Here is a 19909-nt window from a genome sequence, read left to right on the forward strand (position 1 = left end):
ACGTTCGAGGATATGGAAAACGTGCTGCGTCCGTTGATCGTCATCGGCGGCTCGGTCGTCCTCACGCTGCTCGTGGGGTCGCTGACCGATGTGCTGCTGCGTCGCGCCGACTCCCGGCACACCGAGACCCCGCTGTGGGGCATGCTGCGCCGCTGCCGCGTCCCGCTCCAGTTCGTGCTCGCCTCGGCATTGCTGAGAGCCACGTTCCGGCAGGCGGAGATCGCGGCGGTGGAGGAGCACGAAGCGGGCATCGGGCAGTTGCTGACGCTGGTGCTCATCGGCGCCTCGGCCTGGCTGGTGGTGGGGATCGCGACGGCCGTCGTCGAATCCTCGTACACGCGGTATGCGGCCGTCACGCGCGATCCGGCACGTGTGCGCCGGGTCCGTACGCAGGTCACGCTGATCCAGCGTGTCGTCATCGCGGTGGTCGGCGTCGTGGCGGTCGCGGCGATGCTGCTGACGTTCCCCGCGATGCGCGCGGTCGGTGCGTCGATGCTCGCGTCGGCCGGTGTCCTCGGCATCGTCGCCGGCATCGCGGCCCAGTCGACGCTGGGCAATCTCTTCGCGGGCCTGCAGATCGCGTTCGGCGACATGGTGCGGATCGGCGACACGGTGGTCGTGGACGGCGAGTGGGGAACGGTCGAGGAGATCACCCTCACCTTCCTCGCGGTGCGCACCTGGGACGAGCGCCGCATCACGATGCCGGTGTCGTACTTCACCAGCAAGCCGTTCGAGAACTGGTCGCGCGGCGGGGTGCAGATGACCGGGACGGTCTTCTTCCACCTGGACCACTCGGCGCCGGTGCACGAGATGCGCGAGAAGCTCCACGACGTCCTGCGCGGATGCCCGGCCTGGGACGGCCGCGACTGGTCCCTCGCGGTCACGGACACCACGCCGAACACGATGGTCGTGCGCGCCGTGGTCACCGCGAAGGACGCGGACGACGTCTGGACGGTCCGGTGCGCGGTGCGCGAACAGCTGATCGCCTGGCTCTGCGACCACCATCCCTACGCACTTCCGCATATCTCGACCGCACGCGCCGCCGAGCCCCCGGGCGCACACACGCCACCGGAAGAGTCCGTCCATCGCACGGGCCGCGGCTAGGCCGTGTCCGACACATCCCGCCCGTGCGCGGCGGCGGAGCGGGAGCGGAGCCAGGGGCCTTCTAGTGGCCGCGCTCCGCCCCGCCGTTGACCTGGATGACCTGGGACGTGATGTGGCCGGCGGCGTGCGAGGCCAGCCAGCGCAGGGTCTGGGCGACATCGCCCGGGTGCCCGGCCCGGCCGGTGGAGGTCTCCGCGACGAGTTTCTGGCGGCGCTCGCCCGGGACCTCGCCGCCGAAGAACCCGGTCTCCTCGATGAAGCCGGGCGCGACCAGGTTCACCGTGATGCCGCGCGGCCCGAGTTGGCGGGCGAGCTCGTGCGTGTACGGGTGCAGGGCGGCCTTCGAGGCGGCGTAGGCACCCGAGCCCGAACCGCGGTAGGCGGCGATGGAGCTGAGGAAGAGCACCCGGCCGCCGGGCGTGGCCAGATGGTCCTTGAGGGCCTCGGTCAGCAGGGTCGCGGTGAGCGTGTTGAGCCGGAAGTTGACGGTCCAGTCGTGGGCGACGGCGTCCAGCGGGTCCTCGAACCCGGGCTGCTGCTCCAGCCTCCCGTTGCCGCCCGCGCTGTGCACGAGCACGTCGACGGTGCCGTACTCCCGCTCGGCGAACACGGCCACACGGCGGGCGCCTTGGGGTTCGCTGAGATCGGCGGCGCAGTAGCGGGCGCCGGGAATCCGCTCGGCCGCCCGCGCGAGCACCTCCTCGCGCCGCCCGAGCAGCAGCACCTGCTCCCCGTCCGCGGCGAACGCCTCCGCCGCCGCGAGCCCGATCCCGGTACCTCCACCACTGATCACCACGGTGCGCGCCATGCCGTGATCCTACGACCGGACTGCCGGGATCCGGCCGACGGCGACCCGGAGGACGACACTTCGGATCAACGGTTCGGATCAGCGTCGACGCCAGCGGTCCCGGGCACAGGTCCGGGGGCAGCGGTCCGGGGCAGCGGTCCCGGGGGCAGAGGTTCGTGTCGGCGGTCCGGGTCAGCGGAGGCTGCGGACGTCGAGCTGCAGCAGCACCCGGTCCACCACCTCGGGGTCGGCGCCCGGCTCGCTGCGTGCCGCGAGCACTTCATGGCGTGCGGCCGAGAGCATCTCGCGCTGGACGCGCTGGAGCGTGCGCTGCCGGCCGGCCCTCTTGGCGAACCACTCGCGCCGTTCCTCGTCGACGATGTCCGGGCTGATCCTGGTGCCGATGTCGTACGCCGCTCGCTGCAGCCGCTCGGCGATGTCCTCCGGCAGCTCCTCGACCTCCTCGATCTCCTTCAGCCGGTGCTTGGCCGCCTTGGCCGCGCGCAGTGCGAGCTGACGCTCCAGTGCCCGCTCGGCATCCGTGTCCGCCCGTACACCGAGCCGCTTCACCAGCCAGGGCAGTGTGAGTCCCTGCGCGACCAGGGTCGTCATGATCACCGCGAAGGCGATGAAGATGATCTCGTCGCGGGCCGGGAACGGCGCCCCGTCGTCGGTCCGCAGCGGAATCGCCAGCGCCAGCGCGACCGACGCGACACCCCGCATCCCGGACCACCACATGACCACGGTCTCGCGCCAGCCGACGGGGATCTCCTCGTCGTAGTCGCGCCGCTTGTGCAGCCGCTTGGTGAGCCAGGTGGCAGGCAGCAGATACAGCAGCCGTACGCCGACGACGACCCCGACGACCAGCGCGGCCCACCCCATCAGATCGGCCTCCCCCGCGAGGGCGGTGCCGAAGACATGGTGGAGTTCGAGCCCGATGAGCCCGAACGCGACCCCGGTGACCAGGGTGTCCACGATCTGCCAGAACGTGTTGCCCGCGAGCCGCCAGAAGACGTCGTCCGCGTCGGCGGCGTTCTCGGCGAGATAGAGGGCCGTCACCAGTACGGCCAGCACGCCCGAGCCCAGCAGCTCCTCCGCCAGCACATAACTGATGAACGGCACGAGCAGCGTGAGCCCGATCTGCAGGGTGGCATCGCCGAGCATGCCCATGAGCCGGTTCGACAGCCAGCCGAGCGCGAGACCGACCGCCACGGCCACCACGGCGGAGAGCACGAGTTCCCGGGCCGCCTCCGGCCAGGAGAACGATCCGCTGACCACCGCCCCGATCGCCACGTGGTAGAGCACGATCGCGGTGACGTCGTTGAAGAGCCCTTCGCCCTCCAGGATCGACACGAGTCTGCGGGGCAGCCCGAGAGTGCCCGCGACAGCGGTCGCGGCGACGGGATCGGGTGGGGCGACGAGGGCGCCGAGCACGACCGCGGCGGCGATCGGCAGTCCGGGGACGGCGGCGTGGGCGACGGCCGCGACCGCCGCCGTGGTGACGAAGACCAGCGCGACGGCGAGCAGCAGGATCGGCCGGACGTTGGCGGTGAACTGCCGCCAGGAGGTGCGCTGGACGGCGGCGTACAGCAGCGGCGGCAGTAGCAGGGGAAGGATGTACTCGGGCGGCAGGGCGACGTTCGGGACGAAGGGCAGCAGCGCGAGGACGGCCCCGGCGAGGGTCATCAGCACGGGCGCCGGAAGCCCCAGCCGCTCCCCGAGCGGCACGGTGACCACGGCCCCCAGCAACAGCACGAACAGCAGGGCCAGTTGGTCCACGGAGCACCCCTCGGCGGTCGAGGCATCGACGTCGGAGCGTCAAGCCTGCCATGCGATTCCGCCGATTTGCCCCGAATCCACCCCCGCTACGGCTGGCTTCCCGAACCGTGGCTCCTGCGCGTGCCCCGCCGCTACAGGGCCCGTCGCATCGCGCGGTGCGCAATGCCGGCGTCCGGGAACTCCGGACCGTACGCCTCGTACCCCAGCCGCTCGTAGAACGCCAGGGCATGTGTCTGCGCATGCAGGTCGACCGCACGGAGACCACGCGCCCGGGCCGCGGACTCGATCGCGCGGACCAGCGCCGCTCCGACGCCGAGGCCCCGCGCGGCCTTGGTCACCGCGAGACGGCCGAGCGAGCCGACCGAGGCGTCACCACCGGTCTTGCCGGCCGCGGCCGGGCCGTACAGCAGCCGGCCCGTGCCCAGCGGGCCGTCCGGGCCGACGGCCAGCACATGGACCGTGTCCGCGTCCGCCGCGTCGTACGCGTCGTACTCGATCTCCTGGGGCACCCGCTGCTCGACGACGAAGACCTCCTTGCGCACCGCGAAGCACGCCTCACGGTCCGCCGGGTCCGTCGCCTCCCGCACGGCACAGCCGCCGCCGGAACCGGCCCGGTCGCTGGGGCCGTCGCTGGGGCCGCCGTGGCCGCTCATGCGCTCTCCGCCGCGATCCTGTCGAGCGCCGACCGCAGATCGGCGGGGTAGTCACTGGCGAACTCGACCCACTGGCCGTCCGAGGGGTGCTCGAAACCGAGCCGCACCGCGTGCAGCCACTGCCGGGTCAGCCCCAGCCGCTTCGCCATGGTCGGGTCCGCGCCGTACGTCAGATCGCCGACGCAGGGGTGCCGGTGGGCCGACATGTGCACCCGGATCTGGTGCGTACGCCCCGTCTCCAGCTTGATGTCCAGCAGCGAGGCGGCCCGGAAGGCCTCGATCAGGTCGTAGTGGGTGACGGAGGGCTTGCCCTCGGCCGTCACCGCCCACTTGTAGTCGTGCTGGGGGTGGCGGCCGATGGGCGCGTCGATCGTGCCGCTCAGCGGGTCCGGGTGGCCCTGCACCAGGGCGTGATACCGCTTGTCGACCGTGCGCTCCCGGAACTGCTGCTTCAGGAGGGTGTACGCCCGCTCGGACTTGGCGACCACCATCAGCCCGGACGTGCCCACGTCCAGCCGGTGCACGATGCCCTGCCGCTCCGCCGCGCCCGACGTCGAGATCCGGTACCCCGCCGCGGCGAGACCGCCGATCACCGTCGTGCCCGTCCAGCCGGGGCTGGGGTGGGCGGCCACGCCGACCGGCTTCACGATCACGACGATGTCGTCGTCGTCGTGCACGATCTCCATGCCCTCGACCGGCTCGGCGACGATCTGGACGGGCGCGGGCGCCTGCGGCATCTCCACCTCGAGCCACGCCCCGCCGTGCACACGCTCGGACTTTCCTACGACGGAGCCGTCGACCTGCACCTTGCCGGCGGCCGCCAGCTCAGCCGCCTTCGTACGCGAGAAGCCGAACATGCGGGAGATGGCGGCGTCGACACGCTCGCCCTCAAGGCCGTCGGGTACGGGCAGGGTGCGGGTTTCCGGAATGGTGCTCACCCGTCGAGTATGCCTTGTCCGGTCCTGTGACCGGCCCCGCCCTGTGGATAACCCGATCTGCCCAGGTCAGTCCTTGTGAACGGTCCCATCGGGGTCCAGGCCCTTGAAGGAAAGGATCACGATGAGGATGCCACCGCACACGATCGCCGAGTCGGCCAGGTTGAACACGGCGAAGTGGGCGGGCGCGATGAAGTCGACGACCGCGCCCTGGAAGACGCCGGGCGAACGGAAGATCCGGTCGGTCAGATTGCCCAGCGCACCGCCCAGCAGCAGCCCGAGCGCGATCGCCCACGGCACGCTGTAGAGCTTGCGCGCCAGTCGCGCGATCACCACGATCACCACGGCGGCGATGATCGTGAAGATGATCGTGAACGCCTCGCCGAAGCCGAAGGCGGCGCCCGGGTTGCGCACGGCCTCGAACTTCAGCAGATCGCCGATGACCTCGATCGGCTCGTGGTGCTCCAGCTTCGCCACCACGAGCATCTTGCTGCCGAGGTCCAGCAGGTACGCCACGGCGGCCACGGCGAACAGCACGAGGATCCGGCGCCTGCCCCTGGGCTGCTCGGCAGGAGCCGCAGCCTCGTCGTCTACGTCCGGCGTACCGATGATGCTCTCCGCCTCTGCCACGTGAGTCCCTCAACCTAGGTGCCTGACTGGTCACGAGGGTACGGCACACACGTACGGACCCGACCCGGGCCACCGCGCCGCGGCCACGCCGAGTGCGGGCCCCGGCCCCGGGTCCCGCCGACGTGAGAACGAGCCCGGTCCCCCGGGGTCCCGCCGACGCGAGTACGGGCCCGTGCACGGGCCCGTACTCGGCGAGTGGGGGCTCAGCCCCGCCGCTCCTGCTTCTGCTTGTCCTCCACGCAGAGCGTCGCCCTCGGGAACGCCTGCATCCGGGCCTTCCCGATCGGCTTGCCGCAGATCTCGCAGAGGCCGTAGGTCCCCGCGTCGAGGCGGTGCAGCGCACGCTCGGTCTGCTCGACCATCTCGCGGGCGTTGGCGGCGAGCGCCATCTCGTGCTCCCGCGTGATGTTCTTGGTGCCGGTGTCCGCCTGGTCGTCGCCCGCTCCGTCCCCGGAGTCGCGCATCAGCCCGGTCAGCGACTCCTCGGAGTGGCTGATCTCGGCCGTGAGCCGGGCCAGCTCGCTCTCCAGCTCGGCGCGCGCCTCGGCGACCTCCTCCGGCGTCCACGGGTCCTCGCCCGGCCGTACCGCGAGCTCTCCCGGCGCGGCGGCGACACGGGCCTGCGGCACCGCCGACGCGGTGTCCTTCGTGGCCGTACCTGACCCGCCCGCGCTCTTCTTGGCTGCCACCGTTCCGGCTCCCGTCTGCTCCGCGGCCTCGGCCGCCTCCTTGGCCGCCGTGGCGGCCTTCCTGGCGCCTGCCTTCGCAGCCGCCCCACTGCCCGTCGCCTTCGTCGCCGCCGCTGAGGAGGACGCCGTCGAGCGCCCCGCCGCCTGCTTGCCCGGGGTGCTCTTCCTCGCGGCCGCGGTCTTCTTCCCCGACGTGGTCTTCTCGGTCGCGGTCTGCTTCCCGCTCGCGATCTTCTTCTCCGTCGCGGTCTGCTTCGCGTCGGTGGCCTTGACGGTCGCCTTCTTCGCCGTCTTCCTGGCCGCCTTCTTCGCCGGGGTCCTCGCCGGCTCCTTCGCGGCCGTGGTCTTCCTCCCGGTCTTCCCGTCGGGTGCCGCGGCCTCGACCTCGGCCGCGTCGTGCGCATTGTGCGCGCCGGCTCCCGACGCGTCGGCGTCGGTCACCTTCCTGGTGGTCTTCTTCGCGACGATGCGCTTCTTGCCGTTCGTGTCCTTGGCCGCCGCCCCCGCAGCGGCGGTGGACCTCGCTGACGCCGTCTTCTTCACGGCGGTCTTCTTCGCCACCATGGCCGCGGCCCCTTCACATATTGTGATCTTGCTCGCGATTCGTGCTGGGACGATAAATCGACCCCAGCGCCGCGGCAACGGGGCACGCCGCCTCTCGGGCCCGCCCCGCGCCTCACCGAACGCGAGCCTGCATCCGTTGTGCCCAGCTCCCCGCCCCCTAATCCGCCGGACCGGAGCCGCCGGATCCGGCACGGCTCCGTATGCCCATTCGGGTCATGCGCGGGGCCGTTCCCGGGCCGTGCGCGGGGCCGGTGCACGGCCCGCGAAGGGCCCCGCCGCACGGCGCGGAAAACCGGTCTGCCGCGCTGCGCCCGGGCCCGTACACTGGGCGCAGCGAAAGGCGTGGATGGGGACCAGTAGCGTCGTACGCAGCCATGAGCGACCCGGGGACGGTGAGAGCCCGGGGGCGAGCGCGGTGCGAAGCATCACCCCGGAGCCGCCGGAAGAACGTCTGCGGGAATCCGCCAGGCCAGTAGACCCGGCATCGCGACCCCAATGAGGGGGCTCACCGGCCGTGCGCCGGAGGGCCAAGGAGGGTGGTACCGCGGGAGCGCAACGGCTCTCGTCCCTCCGACGGAAGAGACACCGTTGGAGGAGCTCCTACATGACGCCGCCGCAGTACCGCCAGGTACCCGCCCAGGTCGACCTGTCCGCGCTGGAGCACGCCGTGCTCGACTTCTGGCGCGAGAACAAGGTCTTCGCGAAGAGCCTCGATCAGTCCGAGGGCCGCCCCGAGTGGGTCTTCTACGAGGGCCCGCCCACCGCGAACGGCATGCCCGGCGCCCACCACATCGAGGCCCGCGTCTTCAAGGACGTCTTCCCTCGTTTCCGCACCATGCGCGGCTACCACGTGGCCCGCAAGGCCGGCTGGGACTGTCATGGCCTGCCCGTCGAGCTCGCCGTCGAGAAGGAGCTCGGCTTCAACGGCAAGAAGGACATCGAGGCGTACGGCATCGCCGAGTTCAACGCCAAGTGCCGTGAGTCGGTGACCCGCCACACGGACGCGTTCGCCGAGCTCACGACCCGGATGGGCTACTGGGTCGACCTCGACGAGGCGTACCGGACGATGGACCCCGAGTACATCGAGTCGGTCTGGTGGTCCCTGAAGGAGATCTTCGACAAGGGACTGCTGGTCCAGGACCACCGGGTCGCCCCCTGGTGCCCCCGCTGCGGCACCGGCCTGTCCGACCACGAGCTGGCGCAGGGCTACGAGACGGTCGTCGACCCCTCCGTCTTCGTCCGCTTCCCGCTGACCTCCGGCCCGCTGGCGGGCGAGGCCGCGCTGCTCGTCTGGACGACGACCCCGTGGACGCTGGTCTCGAACACCGCGGTGGCCGCGCACCCCGAGGTCACCTACGTCGTGGCGACGAACGGCGAGGAGCAGCTCGTCGTCGCGCAGCCGCTGCTGGAGAAGGCCCTCGGCGTGGGGGCACCTCCCGGGTCGCAGGGCCCAGGGGGAGGCTGGGAGGCCACGGGCCGGACGTTCACGGGCGCCGAGATGGAGCGCTGGACGTACGAGCGCCCGTTCCAGCTCGTCCCCTTCGACCAGCCCGCCCACTACGTCGTCAACGCCGAGTACGTGACGACCGAGGACGGTACGGGTCTGGTCCACCAGTCCCCCGCCTTCGGTGAGGACGACCTCAAGGTCTGCCGCCAGTACGGCCTGCCGGTCGTGAACCCGGTCCGCCCGGACGGCACCTTCGAGGAGGACGTGCCGCTGGTCGGCGGGGTCTTCTTCAAGAAGGCCGACGAGGCGCTCACGAAGGACCTGGACGGCCGCGGGCTGCTCTTCAAGCACATCCCGTACGAGCACAGCTATCCGCACTGCTGGCGGTGCCACACGGCGCTGCTCTACTACGCGCAGCCGTCCTGGTACATCCGTACGACCGCGATCAAGGACCGGCTCCTCGAGGAGAACGAGAACACGAACTGGTTCCCGGACTCGGTCAAGACGGGCCGGTACGGGGACTGGCTGAACAACAACATCGACTGGGCACTCTCCCGCAACCGCTACTGGGGCACGCCGCTGCCGATCTGGCGCTGCGAGGAGAACCATCCGACGTGCGTGGGCTCCCTCGCCGAGCTGACCGAGCTGACGGGCACGGACCAGTCCTCGCTGGACCCGCACCGCCCGTTCATCGACGAGATCACCTTCGCCTGCCCGCAGGACGGCTGCGGGCGGACCGCGACCCGCGTCCCCGAGGTCATCGACGCCTGGTACGACTCGGGTTCGATGCCGTTCGCGCAGTGGGGCTACCCGTACAAGAACAAGGAGATCTTCGAGAAGCGCTACCCGGCGCAGTTCATCTCGGAGGCGATCGACCAGACCCGCGGCTGGTTCTACACGCTGATGGCGGTCGGCACGCTGGTCTTCGACAAGTCGTCGTACGAGAACGTGGTGTGCCTCGGCCACATCCTCGCCGAGGACGGCCGCAAGATGTCCAAGCACCTGGGCAACATCCTGCAGCCGATCCCGCTGATGGACCAGCACGGCGCGGACGCGGTGCGCTGGTTCATGGCGGCCGGCGGCTCGCCCTGGGCGGCCCGGCGCGTGGGTCACGGCACGATCCAGGAGGTCGTGCGCAAGACGCTGCTGACGTACTGGAACACGGTGGCGTTCCAGGCGCTGTACGCCCGTACGTCGGGCTGGGCGCCGTCGGCCGCCGACCCGGCGCCGAAGGACCGCACGGTTCTCGACCGCTGGCTGCTCTCCGAGCTGCACGCGCTCGTGGACCAGGTGACGCAGGCCCTGGAGGCCTACGACACACAGCGCGCCGGCAAGCTGATCTCGTCGTTCGTCGACGATCTGTCGAACTGGTACGTGCGCCGCTCGCGCCGCCGCTTCTGGCAGGGTGACGCGGCCGCGCTGCGCACGCTCCACGACGTGATCGAGACCGTCACCAGGCTGATGGCGCCGCTGACGCCGTTCATCACGGAGCGGGTCTGGCAGGACCTGGTGGTCCCGGTGGCTCCCGAGGCCCCCGAGTCCGTCCACCTGTCCACCTGGCCCGAGGCGGACCTGTCGGCGATCGACCCGGCGCTGTCCCAGCAGATGGCGCTGGTGCGCCGGCTGGTCGAGCTCGGCCGCGCCACCCGCGCGGAGTCCGGCGTCAAGACCCGCCAGCCGCTGTCGCGTGCGCTGGTCGCGGTGACGGGCTTCGAGACGCTGTCCCCGGAGCTGCACACGCAGATCACCGAGGAGCTCAACGTCTCCTCACTGGCCTCGCTGTCCGAGGTCGGGGGCTCGCTCGTCGACACGACGGCGAAGGCGAACTTCCGGGCCCTGGGCAAGCGCTTCGGCAAGGGGGTCCAGGACGTCGCCAAGGCGGTCGCGGCGGCGGACGCGGCGGCGCTGTCGCTGGCGCTGCGCTCCGGCTCCGCGTCGGTGACGGTGAACGGCGAGGAGGTGACCCTCTCCCCCGAGGAGGTCATCATCACGGAGACCCCGCGCGAGGGTTGGTCGGTCGCCTCGGACCAGGGCGCGACGGTCGCCCTGGATCTGGAGATCACTCCGGAGCTGCGGCGCGCGGGCCTGGCCCGTGACGCGATCCGGCTGATCCAGGAGGCCCGTAAGAACAGCGGCCTGGACGTCGCGGACCGCATCGCGCTCCGCTGGTCCTCCGAGGACCTCGAGGTCACGTCGGCCCTCAGGGACCACGCCTCGCTGATCGCGGACGAGGTGCTGGCGACGGACTTCGCCATGGGCGACGCCGACGACGCGTACGGCGCCCCGTTCACGGACGAGGGTCTGTCCCTGGCCTTCCGTCTCCGCAAGGCCTGAGAACGAACGCCCGACGGGCCCGGTCGCGTCTGCGGCCGGGCCCGTCGGTCTTTCCCGCGCTTCCAGCGGCTCCGTCGAGGTGCGGCTCCGTCGATGTGCGGCTCCGCCGCGAGGGGACCCCGCCTCGCACGCCGGACGGGCTGCGGCCACCGGCCATCCTCGGCGGTCGAGGCGCCGGGTTACGGGGCGGGCGGGTCCTGGAAACCGGTTCCGCGCACACAACAGGGCCGGGCCCGGGACATGTTGTCCCGGGCCCGGCCCTGGAGCCTGCCGACGGCTACGCGCTCATCGCGCGGCAGCCCGCCGTCAGTTGTCGTCCTCGTCGATGAGGAAACCGCGCATCGGCGACGGCGCCTGCTGCATCGGCTGCGGGCCCTGCGGCCGCACCGGTGCCATCGGCTGGGTCATCGCCGGCGACATCTGCTGCTGACCGCCGTACGACGGGCCGCCCATCTGCTGGTTGCCGCCCATCGTCTGGTTGCCGAAGGACGGGGCTCCCGCGCCGGCCGGAGCCATCGACGGGGACGGCGGCAGCGACGCGGCCGCGGGGGTCCGCGGCGGGGCCAGCGAGTCGTCGGCCTGGGTCTCCAGCTGACGCAGCTGGCTCTCCAGGTACGACTTCAGCCGCGTGCGGTACTCGCGCTCGAAGCCGCGCAGGTCCTCGACCTTGCGCTCCAGCGTGGCGCGGGCCGACTCCAGCGAGCCCATCGCGACGCGGTGCTTCTCCTGCGCGTCCCGCTCCAGCGCGTCGGCCTTGGCGCGGGCGTCCCGCTCCAGGCCCTCGGCGCGCGACCGGGCCTCACCGACGATCTTGTTGGCCTCGGAACGGGCCTCCGCGATCGCCTGGTCGGCGGTCTGCTGGGCAAGGGAGAGCACTCGGGCCGCGCTGTCGCCGCCAGGGCCCTGGCCCGGCAGCTGCGGGCCGTGACCGCCCATGGGGCCGCCCATCGGGCCACCCATGGGACCGCCCTGCATCGGGCCGGGACCCATCGGGCCGCCCTGCGGGTGACCCTGGGGACCGTGACCACCGTGACCACCGTGGCCACCGGGACCGGCGGGCAGCTGCGGAGCACCACCGGGCAGCTGGGGCGGACCCATCTGCGGGGGCTGCTGCTGGACCGGCGGTCCGGATATGGCGGCGGGCACGGGAGCACCGGGACCGCGGCCGTCCTGCGGCTCCGGCGGCTTGCGCATGCCCTGCTGCTGCTGGTTCTGCGCGGCCGCACGGGTCGCCGCCGCCAGCTTCGCGCGCAGGTCCTCGTTCTCGCGGAGCAGGCGCGTCAGCTCGGACTCGACCTCGTCAAGAAAGGCATCGACCTCGTCCTCGTCATAGCCTTCTCGGAGGCGGACGGTCGTGAACTGCTTGTTCCGCACGTCCTCGGGGGTCAACGGCATCTCTTCTTCACCTCTACGTAGTCGTCGGCAGTCGGCAAGACCGTATCGTTCACATCCCTCTCCCCACGCTGCTGACGACGGAGATCAGGATGTAGACGATGATCATCAGAACGAAGAAGGACAGGTCTAGTGCCACGCCCCCGAGACGCAGCGGCGGAATGAACCGCCGCAGAAGCTTGAGCGGTGGATCGGTGACAGTGTAGGTGGCCTCCAGGACGACCACCATCGCCTTGCCGGGTTGCCACGAGCGGGCGAACTGGAAGACGTAGTCCATGACCAGCCGGAAGATCAGCACGATAAGGAAGCACATCAGCGCGATGTAGATCACCTGCAGTGCGACGCTCATCCCGCGCTTCCCTCTCCCCTGGCTCTCATTGCCGGCCTCGCGGCCGGATCGTTCCCTCGGTCGTGTTCTGACTCGGTCTAGCTCTGGTTGAAGAACCCGCCCTCTGCGATGCGGGCCTTGTCCTCCGCCGTGACATCGACGTTAGCAGGCGAGAGGAGGAAGACCTTCTGAGTCACCCGCTCAATGCTGCCATGCAGACCGAAGACGAGTCCCGCGGCAAAGTCGACAAGTCGCTTCGCATCGGTGTCGTCCATCTCCGTGAGATTCATGATCACCGGGGTGCCCTCACGGAAGTGTTCCCCGATGGTACGGGCCTCGTTGTAGGTCCGGGGGTGCAACGTGGTGATGCGGTAGGGCTCCCGCTCGGACACGACCTTGGGCATGATCACCGGTGCGTTCTTCTCCAGACTCGGACGTTCAGGTGTGATGGATGCCACGGGGGCGATTCGTGCCGGACGTCCGGATTCCGCGGCCAGCGAAGCGGCACGCGGCGCCGGTTCGCGCGGGGCGGGCGGCTGGACCACACGCACCGGCTCTTCTCGTTCCACCTGATGCGGGGGCTGGTGCCGCCGGCGGTCCCGCTCGGGCTCCGGCTCCATCTCGGGTTCGAAGTCGTCGTCGGGGTCGAATCCCCGGCCGTCGTACCCATCGTCCTCCACGAGGCCGAGGTAGACCGCCATCTTGCGCATCGCGCCGGCCATTCTCTGAGTCCTCCGCTCTGTGGTGGATCGGCTTCGTTCGGCTACGTCACCAAGTGCCCGCGATCCACTGGGCCCGTCCGCCTTTCGACGGAAATGACCATATTTTCTGCTGTGGTCCGACTTGCTTCGCGACGTTACCCGAGCCGGGGACGGACTCCGAGCACCGCCGTACCGACGCGCACGTGTGTCGCTCCGGCCGCCACTGCCTGTTCGAGATCCGCACTCATCCCTGCTGACACCATGTTCGCAGCCGGACGGTCCACGCGCAGGCGGGATGAGAATTCCATCAGCCGCTCGAACGCAGCCTGTTGACGCCCCGCGTACGGCCCCGACAGTGGCGCCACCGTCATCAGTCCGTCGAGCCGCAGCCCGGGCGAGCCCTCGACCGCCGCGGCCAACTCCTCGATCCCGTCGGGCGCGACGCCTCCCCGGTCGCCCTGCCGACCCGACTCGGCGTCGAGGGCGACCTGGATCAGGCAGCCCAGTTCACGCCCGGCGTTCGCCGCCGCCGCGGACAGTGCGCGGACGAGCTTCAACCGGTCGACGGACTGCACGATATCGGCGTAACCCGCAACAGAACGGACCTTGTTGGTCTGGAGCTGACCGACGAAGTGCCAGGTGAGCGACAGATCCGAGCAGGCGGCGGCTTTCGGGGCCGCCTCCTGGTCCTTGTTCTCGGCGACGTGCCGCACGCCCAGTTCGTGCAGCAGTCGCACATCGCTCGCGGGGTAGGTCTTGGTGACCACGATCATGGTCACTTCCTCCCGCTTGCGGCCTGCCGCGGCACAGGCGGAGGCGATACGTTCCTCCACGCGCGCCAGGTTCTCGGCGAGTTCGGTCCTGCGGTCGGTCATGCGTCGTCTCTTTCGCGGTCCAGCCAGACATATCCGGCAAGCCGCCCGGTGGTGCGGTCGCGGCGGTACGAGTAGTGGTCTTCCGACTCCAGTGTGCAGGCCGGTGACGCGCTCCGGTCCCGCACGCCGAGCGCCTCGAGCTGGGCGTGCACTCCGGCGGTGACGTCGATGGCCGGGGTGCCCCAGCTGGTCTCGGACCATGCCGCCGGTACCGCCGCGGCGACCTCCGCCCGCATCGCCTCCGGCACTTCGTAACAGCGGCCGCAGACCGCGGGTCCGGTCCTGGCGGTCATCCGGGCCGGGTCGGCACCCAGTGCGATCATCGCCTCGACGGCGGCCCGGACCACTCCGGCGGCCATTCCGGGGCGGCCGGCGTGGGCCGCGCCCACCACCCCCGCGACCGGGTCGGCCAGTAGCACCGGGGTGCAGTCGGCGGTGAGGACCGCGAGCGGCAGTCCGCGCCGGGCGGTCACCACGGCGTCCACCGCGGGGATGTCGGCGCCGGCCCAGGGGCCTTCGACGACGGCGACGTCCCGGCCGTGCACCTGGTTCATCCAGACGACGCGGCCCGGGTCGAGGCCCAGGTGCCCGGCGGCGAGCTCCCGGTTCGTACGGACGGCGACGGGGTCGTCACCGACCGCGCCGCCGAGATTGAGCTCCTCGTACGGAGCGGCGCTCACCCCGCCCCACCGGTCGGTGAAAGCGAAGTGGGCGCCGCTCACGCTGTTGTGCTCCCGTATCACTTCAAGATCACTTCAGGAAGTCCGGGACATCCAGTTCCTCGGCCGAGCTGTCGTACGGCCGGGCCGGCGGGACCTGCGGGGACGGGCTCTGCGAGGAGGTGTCCTTCGCCATCGGGGCCGGCTCGGCCGGGGACTCCTCGCGCTGCGGGACCGTGCCGAGTCCGCCGAGCGAGCGCGCGGTCTCGGTGCGGGCCGGCTGCGCGGGCTCCTCGCGCTTGGCGGAGGAGGAGCCGATCACGTTGTCCCGGCGGGTGGGGGGCTGGCCCCCGTCGAAGCCCGCGGCGATGACCGTGACCCGCACCTCGTCGCCCAGCGCGTCGTCGATGACGGCGCCGAAGATGATGTTTGCCTCGGGGTGGGCGGCCTCGCTCACCAGCTGGGCCGCCTCGTTGATCTCGAAGAGACCGAGGTCCGAGCCGCCCGAGATGGAGAGCAGCACACCGCGGGCGCCGTCGATGGACGCCTCCAGCAGCGGCGAGGAGATCGCCATCTCGGCCGCGGCCACCGCGCGGTCGTCGCCGCGGGCCGAGCCGATGCCCATGAGCGCGGAGCCGGCCTCGGACATGACCGACTTGACGTCGGCGAAGTCGAGGTTGATGAGACCGGGGGTGGTGATGAGGTCGGTGATGCCCTGGACACCGGACAGCAGGACCTGGTCCGCGGACTTGAACGCGTCGAGCACGCTGACCTGGCGGTCCGAGATGGACAGCAGCCGGTCGTTCGGGATGACGATGAGGGTGTCGACCTCTTCGCGGAGCTCGGCGATGCCGTCCTCCGCCTGGTTGGCGCGGCGGCGGCCCTCGAAGGTGAAGGGCCGGGTGACCACGCCGATGGTCAGGGCGCCGAGCGAGCGCGCGATGTTGGCCACGACGGGGGCGCCGCCGGTGCCGGTGCCGCCGCCTTCACCGGCGGTGACGAAGACCATGTCGGCCCCCTTGAGGACCTCCTCGATCTCCTCCCGGTGGTCCTCTGCCGCCTTGCGGCCGACTGCCGGGTTGGCCCCGGCCCCGAGGCCGCGGGTGAGTTCCCGGCCGACGTCGAGCTTGACGTCGGCGTCGCTCATCAACAGTGCTTGCGCGTCGGTGTTGATCGCGATGAACTCGACGCCCTTGAGACCGACCTCGATCATTCGGTTGATGGCATTGACACCACCGCCGCCGACACCGATGACCTTGATGACTGCGAGGTAGTTCTGCGGTGCTGCCACGTCGAAGGCCTCTCGCCTCGAGTTACGTGTCGCCGCTTCGCGGTGGTCCCGCGCCGCGACGACGGATGCCGATGGGACGGTCCGAAACGCCGACCCAAACCCTAACGTTGAAGTTTAGGGTTACCAGTGTCTCTACTTCCTGGACTCTCTCGAACGAGACACTAAGTCGACAAGTGGCGTGCGTTCAACGAACACGCCGAACCTCCCGTTTTTCTTTTCACCCTATGTGATCAGCCGTTGCGCTGACCAACCAGGGTGCTGGCCTGCGCGTTTGTGCGTCAACTCGCCGACGCGGCAGGCGCGGTGGGAGCACTCACATCGAAGTACCCCGCACCGGACGCGGCTTTCATCAGGGCGGTGAGCGTACGGGCCTTGACTTCGCCGTCCTCGCTGCTTCCCCACATCACCGTGCGGCCGCGCGTCAGCTTCAGCGTGATGGAGTCGTACGAGAGGACCTCGACGGAGCGGAGGTCCTTCGCGACCGGTGCGGGGAGTTCGGGAATGACGAGGGACGCCTCCCTCAGCAGCCGCTCCTCGCCGAAGCGCCGCACGCTCGCCGACTGATTCGCCGTCAATTTCACCAATGGGACGCCTTTGGGGGCTTTGTCCACCGTGGCGAAGCGCACGCCCTTCGCGTCCACTTCGATGAACCGTGCGCCCTTCTCCATGAGGAGTACGGGCTCGCGCTCGGTCACCTTCAGAACGACTCCGTGCGGCCACGACCGGTCGGCCTCGACCGACTCGATACGGGCCAGCCGCTTGCGCAACCGGTTCTCGATCCCACCCAGATCGATGTAAATCAGCGGCGTCCCGATCGGCACATCGGCCGCCGCCTCGACCTCACGGGGCGTCAGAACCCTGGTGCCGGACACCTCGACCCGCTCGGCACGCACCCACGAGGAACCGTAGAGCACCCAGAAGCCGCCCGCGACGAGCAGGGCGGCGAGGAGGGACAGCAGGACCGGGGGGCCGGGGAGCCGGGGGCGGCGGGGTGCGGAACCGCCCTTGCGGGCCGGGCCGGCCGACGACGGGCCGTTCGGCTTGCGTGTGCCGCGTTCGGCGGTCGTCGGTCCGGCCATGCTCCCTGCCCTTCGCCGTGCCTATCGGCGTGAGGCGATCGCCTCATACACCATTCCGACAAGCAGATCGTCTGCGTCCCGGCGGCCGAACTCGGCGGCCGCGCGGGACATCTCGTACAGCCGGTGCGGATCGGCGAGCACCGGGAGCACGTGGCCCTGGACCCACTGGGGGGTCAGTTCGGCGTCGTCGACCAGCAGTCCACCGCCGGCCTTCACCACCGGCTGGGCGTTCAGCCGCTGTTCGCCGTTGCCGATCGGCAGCGGTACGTAGGCGGCGGGCAGCCCGACGGCGGAGAGTTCGGCGACGGTCATGGCGCCCGCCCGGCAGAGCATCATGTCGGCCGCGGCGTACGCGAGATCCATCCGGTCCACGTACGGTACCGGGATGTACGGCGGCATTCCCGGCATGTTGTCCGCGCGCGGCAGTTCGTTCTTCGGGCCGACCACGTGCAGGATCTGGATGCCGGAGCGTTGGAGCAGCGGAGCGACCTGCTCGACCACCTCGTTGAGGCGGCGGGCGCCCTGCGAGCCGCCGGAGACCAGCAGCGTCGGCAGGTTGGGGTCGAGACCGAACGCGGCGCGCGCCTCGGGCCGGACGCGGGCCCGGTCGAGGGTGGCGATGGAGCGGCGCAGCGGGATGCCGATGTAGCGGGCGCCCCGCAGCTTGCTGTCGGGCGTCGAGACGGCGACAGCCGCGGCGTACCGCGAGCCGATCTTGTTGGCCAGGCCCGGGCGGGCGTTGGCCTCGTGGACGACGATCGGCACACCGAGGCGCTTGGCGGCGAGATAGCCGGGCAGCGCGACATAGCCGCCGAAGCCGACGACGGCGTCGGCCTTCGTGTGCTCCAGGATCTGCTCCGCGGCCTTGATCGTGCCGCGCAGCCGTCCCGGGACGGTGATCAGCTCGGGCGTGGGCTTGCGGGGCAGCGGTACGGCGGGGATCAGGGCCAGATCGTAGCCACGCTCGGGAACGAGCCTGGTCTCCAGACCGCGCTCTGTTCCGAGGGCCGTGATACCCACGGTCGGATCCTGCCTCCGCAGGGCGTCCGCGAGGGCGAGCGCGGGCTCGATGTGGCCGGCGGTCCCCCCGCCGGCGAGTACGACATGCACCGAAATTCACCGCTCTCCGGACGGACGTTCCTTGACGCGCCGTCTCATCGTCTTCCATCTCACCCCGGGCCTCCGCACGGCCAGCGCCGCCTTCGCCGCGGGATCCTCTCGCGCGAAGGCGATCAGCAGTCCCACGGCGAACATGGTCGGCAGCAGGGCCGACCCTCCGTAGGAGAACAGCGGGAGGGGGACACCGGCGATCGGCAGCAGACCGAGCACCGCACCGATGTTGACCACGGCCTGGGCCGTGATCCAGGTGGTCACACCTCCCGCGGCGTACCTCACGAAGGGGTCCTCCGTGCGTCCGGCCACGCGGATACCCGCATAGCCTAGAGCCGCGAAGAGAGCGAGCACCGACAGTGTCCCCGCCAGACCCAGTTCCTCCCCGGTGATGGCGAAGATGAAGTCGGTGTGGGCTTCCGGGAGTTGGCCCCATTTTTCCACACTGGCCCCGATGCCGGATCCGAACCATCCGCCGGAGGCGAGGGCATAGATCCCGTGCACGGCCTGCCAGCAGTGGTCGTCGGGGCCGGGGTCGGTGGCGCCGACGCACTGGAACCGTGCCATACGGTTCTCACTGGTCTTGATCAGGATGGTGCCGATCACCGTGGCGACGGACAGGACGCCGACGAACAGCCTGGTCGGAGCACCCGCCAGCCACAGCAGCCCGAAGAGGATCGCGGCCAGGATGATGGCGGTGCCCATGTCACCGCCGAGCATGATCAGCCCGAGCAGCATGAAGGCGACGGGGACCAGGGGGACGAGCAGGTGCTTCCACTGCGTGAGCAGCCGTTTGTCCTGCTTGCGGGCGAGCAGGTCGGCGCCCCAGAGGATCAGGGCGAGCTTGCCGAACTCGCTGGGCTGCAGCTGGAAGGGGCCGCCGAGCGAGATCCAGTTCTGGTTGCCGTTGACGGACTGCCCTATCCCCGGAACCTGCACGAGCACCATCAGGAAGGCGCTGACCACGAGGATGGGATAGGCGAGCGCGCGGTGGAGCTTGATCGGCATCCGGGAGGCGAGCAGGAGCAGTCCGCCGCCGATGACGGCGGCCAGGAACTGCTTGCGGAAGAAGTACGAGGAGGGCCGCGAGTAGTTCAGCGCGGTGATCATCGAGGCGGAGTAGACCATGACCAGGCCGAGCACGGTGATCAGCAGTCCCGCGCCGAGGATCACGTAGTACGCGGTGAGCGGCCGGTCCCAGGCCCGGCGGGCCTGCTCGTAGGCACGGCGGACCGTGCCGCCGCGGGGCGGACGCGGGGCGCCGCCCGTGCGGGCCCCGGCGCGGGCGGCGTCCGGCCGGCGCGCTCCGGGCCGTCCCGCGGCCCCGCTGCGCAGGGCCAGGCCGGGCATCCCGGCGAAGGCGAAGGCGGGCGCGGGCAGCAGCGCGCGGCCGAGCACGGAGGCGGGCGCGGGCAGCAGCGCGCGACGGAGGGCGGAGGCGAGCGTTTCTCCCGTCCGCCGTCCCCCGGGGCTTCGCCCGGGAGGCACCCCTGTCCCGGCTCGCTCGACGTACGGCTCCGCCTCGTCGGGAGCGGGGCCCCAGGCCCTCGTA

At 70.9% G+C, this 19909-nt stretch carries 17 protein-coding genes; 2 read left to right on the forward strand and 15 right to left on the reverse strand.

The features are described 5' to 3' along the window. The first annotated feature begins 12 nt into the window (after window positions 1–12). Complete coding sequence (locus OG766_RS08870) at window positions 13–1104, forward strand: mechanosensitive ion channel family protein (protein WP_266374873.1); 1092 nt, start codon at window positions 13–15, stop codon at window positions 1102–1104. Between the two features lie 61 nt (window positions 1105–1165). On the opposite strand, the gene OG766_RS08875 is transcribed toward OG766_RS08870, so the two are convergent. From OG766_RS08875 to OG766_RS08900, 6 genes are all read right to left on the reverse strand, one after another. Next, window positions 1166–1912 carry an SDR family NAD(P)-dependent oxidoreductase gene (locus tag OG766_RS08875; RefSeq protein WP_328724975.1) on the reverse strand — a complete coding sequence of 249 codons (747 nt, stop codon included), beginning with the start codon at window positions 1910–1912 and terminating at the stop codon, window positions 1166–1168. Window positions 1913–2083: 171 nt separating this feature from the next. After that, on the reverse strand, window positions 2084–3670 hold the full coding sequence (locus OG766_RS08880) for a Na+/H+ antiporter (RefSeq protein ID WP_328724976.1): 1587 nt from the start codon (window positions 3668–3670) through the stop codon (window positions 2084–2086). 131 nt (window positions 3671–3801) lie between these two features. Next, the gene (locus OG766_RS08885; protein ID WP_266374868.1) at window positions 3802–4323 is read right to left on the reverse strand and encodes a GNAT family N-acetyltransferase; all 522 of its coding nucleotides are present in this window, start codon (window positions 4321–4323) and stop codon (window positions 3802–3804) included. Next, window positions 4320–5261, reverse strand: a complete 942-nt coding sequence (locus OG766_RS08890; RefSeq protein WP_266374867.1) for an RluA family pseudouridine synthase — start codon at window positions 5259–5261, stop codon at window positions 4320–4322. Before OG766_RS08890 ends, OG766_RS08885 begins: the two co-directional genes overlap by 4 nt. Before the next feature lie 66 nt (window positions 5262–5327). Then, complete coding sequence (gene lspA, locus OG766_RS08895; RefSeq protein WP_266374866.1) at window positions 5328–5888, reverse strand: signal peptidase II; 561 nt, start codon at window positions 5886–5888, stop codon at window positions 5328–5330. A 203-nt stretch (window positions 5889–6091) separates the two neighbouring features. After that, entirely contained in the window at window positions 6092–7141 is a 1050-nt protein-coding gene (locus OG766_RS08900) for a TraR/DksA family transcriptional regulator (protein WP_266374865.1), read from the reverse strand. A gap of 604 nt (window positions 7142–7745) precedes the next feature. Here OG766_RS08900 and ileS point away from each other — a divergent pair. Next, on the forward strand, window positions 7746–10922 hold the full coding sequence (gene ileS / locus OG766_RS08905) for an isoleucine--tRNA ligase (RefSeq protein ID WP_328724978.1): 3177 nt from the start codon (window positions 7746–7748) through the stop codon (window positions 10920–10922). A 306-nt stretch (window positions 10923–11228) separates the two neighbouring features. Here the strand turns inward: ileS and OG766_RS08910 are convergent, their stop codons facing one another. From OG766_RS08910 to ftsW, 9 genes are all read right to left on the reverse strand, one after another. Beyond that, window positions 11229–12317, reverse strand: a complete 1089-nt coding sequence (locus tag OG766_RS08910) for a DivIVA domain-containing protein (RefSeq protein ID WP_266374862.1) — start codon at window positions 12315–12317, stop codon at window positions 11229–11231. 49 nt (window positions 12318–12366) lie between these two features. Further along, entirely contained in the window at window positions 12367–12663 is a 297-nt protein-coding gene (locus tag OG766_RS08915; protein WP_266374861.1) for a YggT family protein, read from the reverse strand. A gap of 77 nt (window positions 12664–12740) precedes the next feature. Next, a complete protein-coding gene (locus OG766_RS08920; protein ID WP_266374860.1) occupies window positions 12741–13364 on the reverse strand; it encodes a cell division protein SepF in 624 nt (207 codons plus the stop codon). 134 nt (window positions 13365–13498) lie between these two features. Continuing rightward, window positions 13499–14218 (reverse strand): YggS family pyridoxal phosphate-dependent enzyme, encoded by a 720-nt coding sequence (locus OG766_RS08925; protein WP_328724981.1) that lies wholly within the window; start codon window positions 14216–14218, stop codon window positions 13499–13501. Next, on the reverse strand, window positions 14215–14940 hold the full coding sequence (gene pgeF / locus OG766_RS08930; protein WP_443045464.1) for a peptidoglycan editing factor PgeF: 726 nt from the start codon (window positions 14938–14940) through the stop codon (window positions 14215–14217). The genes OG766_RS08925 and pgeF overlap by 4 nt, the downstream gene beginning before the upstream one ends. 28 nt (window positions 14941–14968) lie before the next feature. Beyond that, complete coding sequence (gene ftsZ, locus OG766_RS08935; RefSeq protein WP_266374856.1) at window positions 14969–16168, reverse strand: cell division protein FtsZ; 1200 nt, start codon at window positions 16166–16168, stop codon at window positions 14969–14971. Window positions 16169–16446: 278 nt separating this feature from the next. Beyond that, window positions 16447–17247, reverse strand: a complete 801-nt coding sequence (locus OG766_RS08940) for a cell division protein FtsQ/DivIB (protein WP_328724983.1) — start codon at window positions 17245–17247, stop codon at window positions 16447–16449. 21 nt (window positions 17248–17268) lie between these two features. Next, complete coding sequence (murG, locus tag OG766_RS08945; protein WP_266374854.1) at window positions 17269–18357, reverse strand: undecaprenyldiphospho-muramoylpentapeptide beta-N-acetylglucosaminyltransferase; 1089 nt, start codon at window positions 18355–18357, stop codon at window positions 17269–17271. Window positions 18358–18363: 6 nt separating this feature from the next. Then, window positions 18364–19707 carry a putative lipid II flippase FtsW gene (ftsW, locus tag OG766_RS08950; protein ID WP_266378118.1) on the reverse strand — a complete coding sequence of 448 codons (1344 nt, stop codon included), beginning with the start codon at window positions 19705–19707 and terminating at the stop codon, window positions 18364–18366. Between the last annotated feature and the right edge of the window lie 202 nt (window positions 19708–19909).

This window comes from Streptomyces sp. NBC_00259, assembly GCF_036181745.1.
GTDB classification, from domain to species: Bacteria; Actinomycetota; Actinomycetes; order Streptomycetales; family Streptomycetaceae; genus Streptomyces; species Streptomyces pratisoli.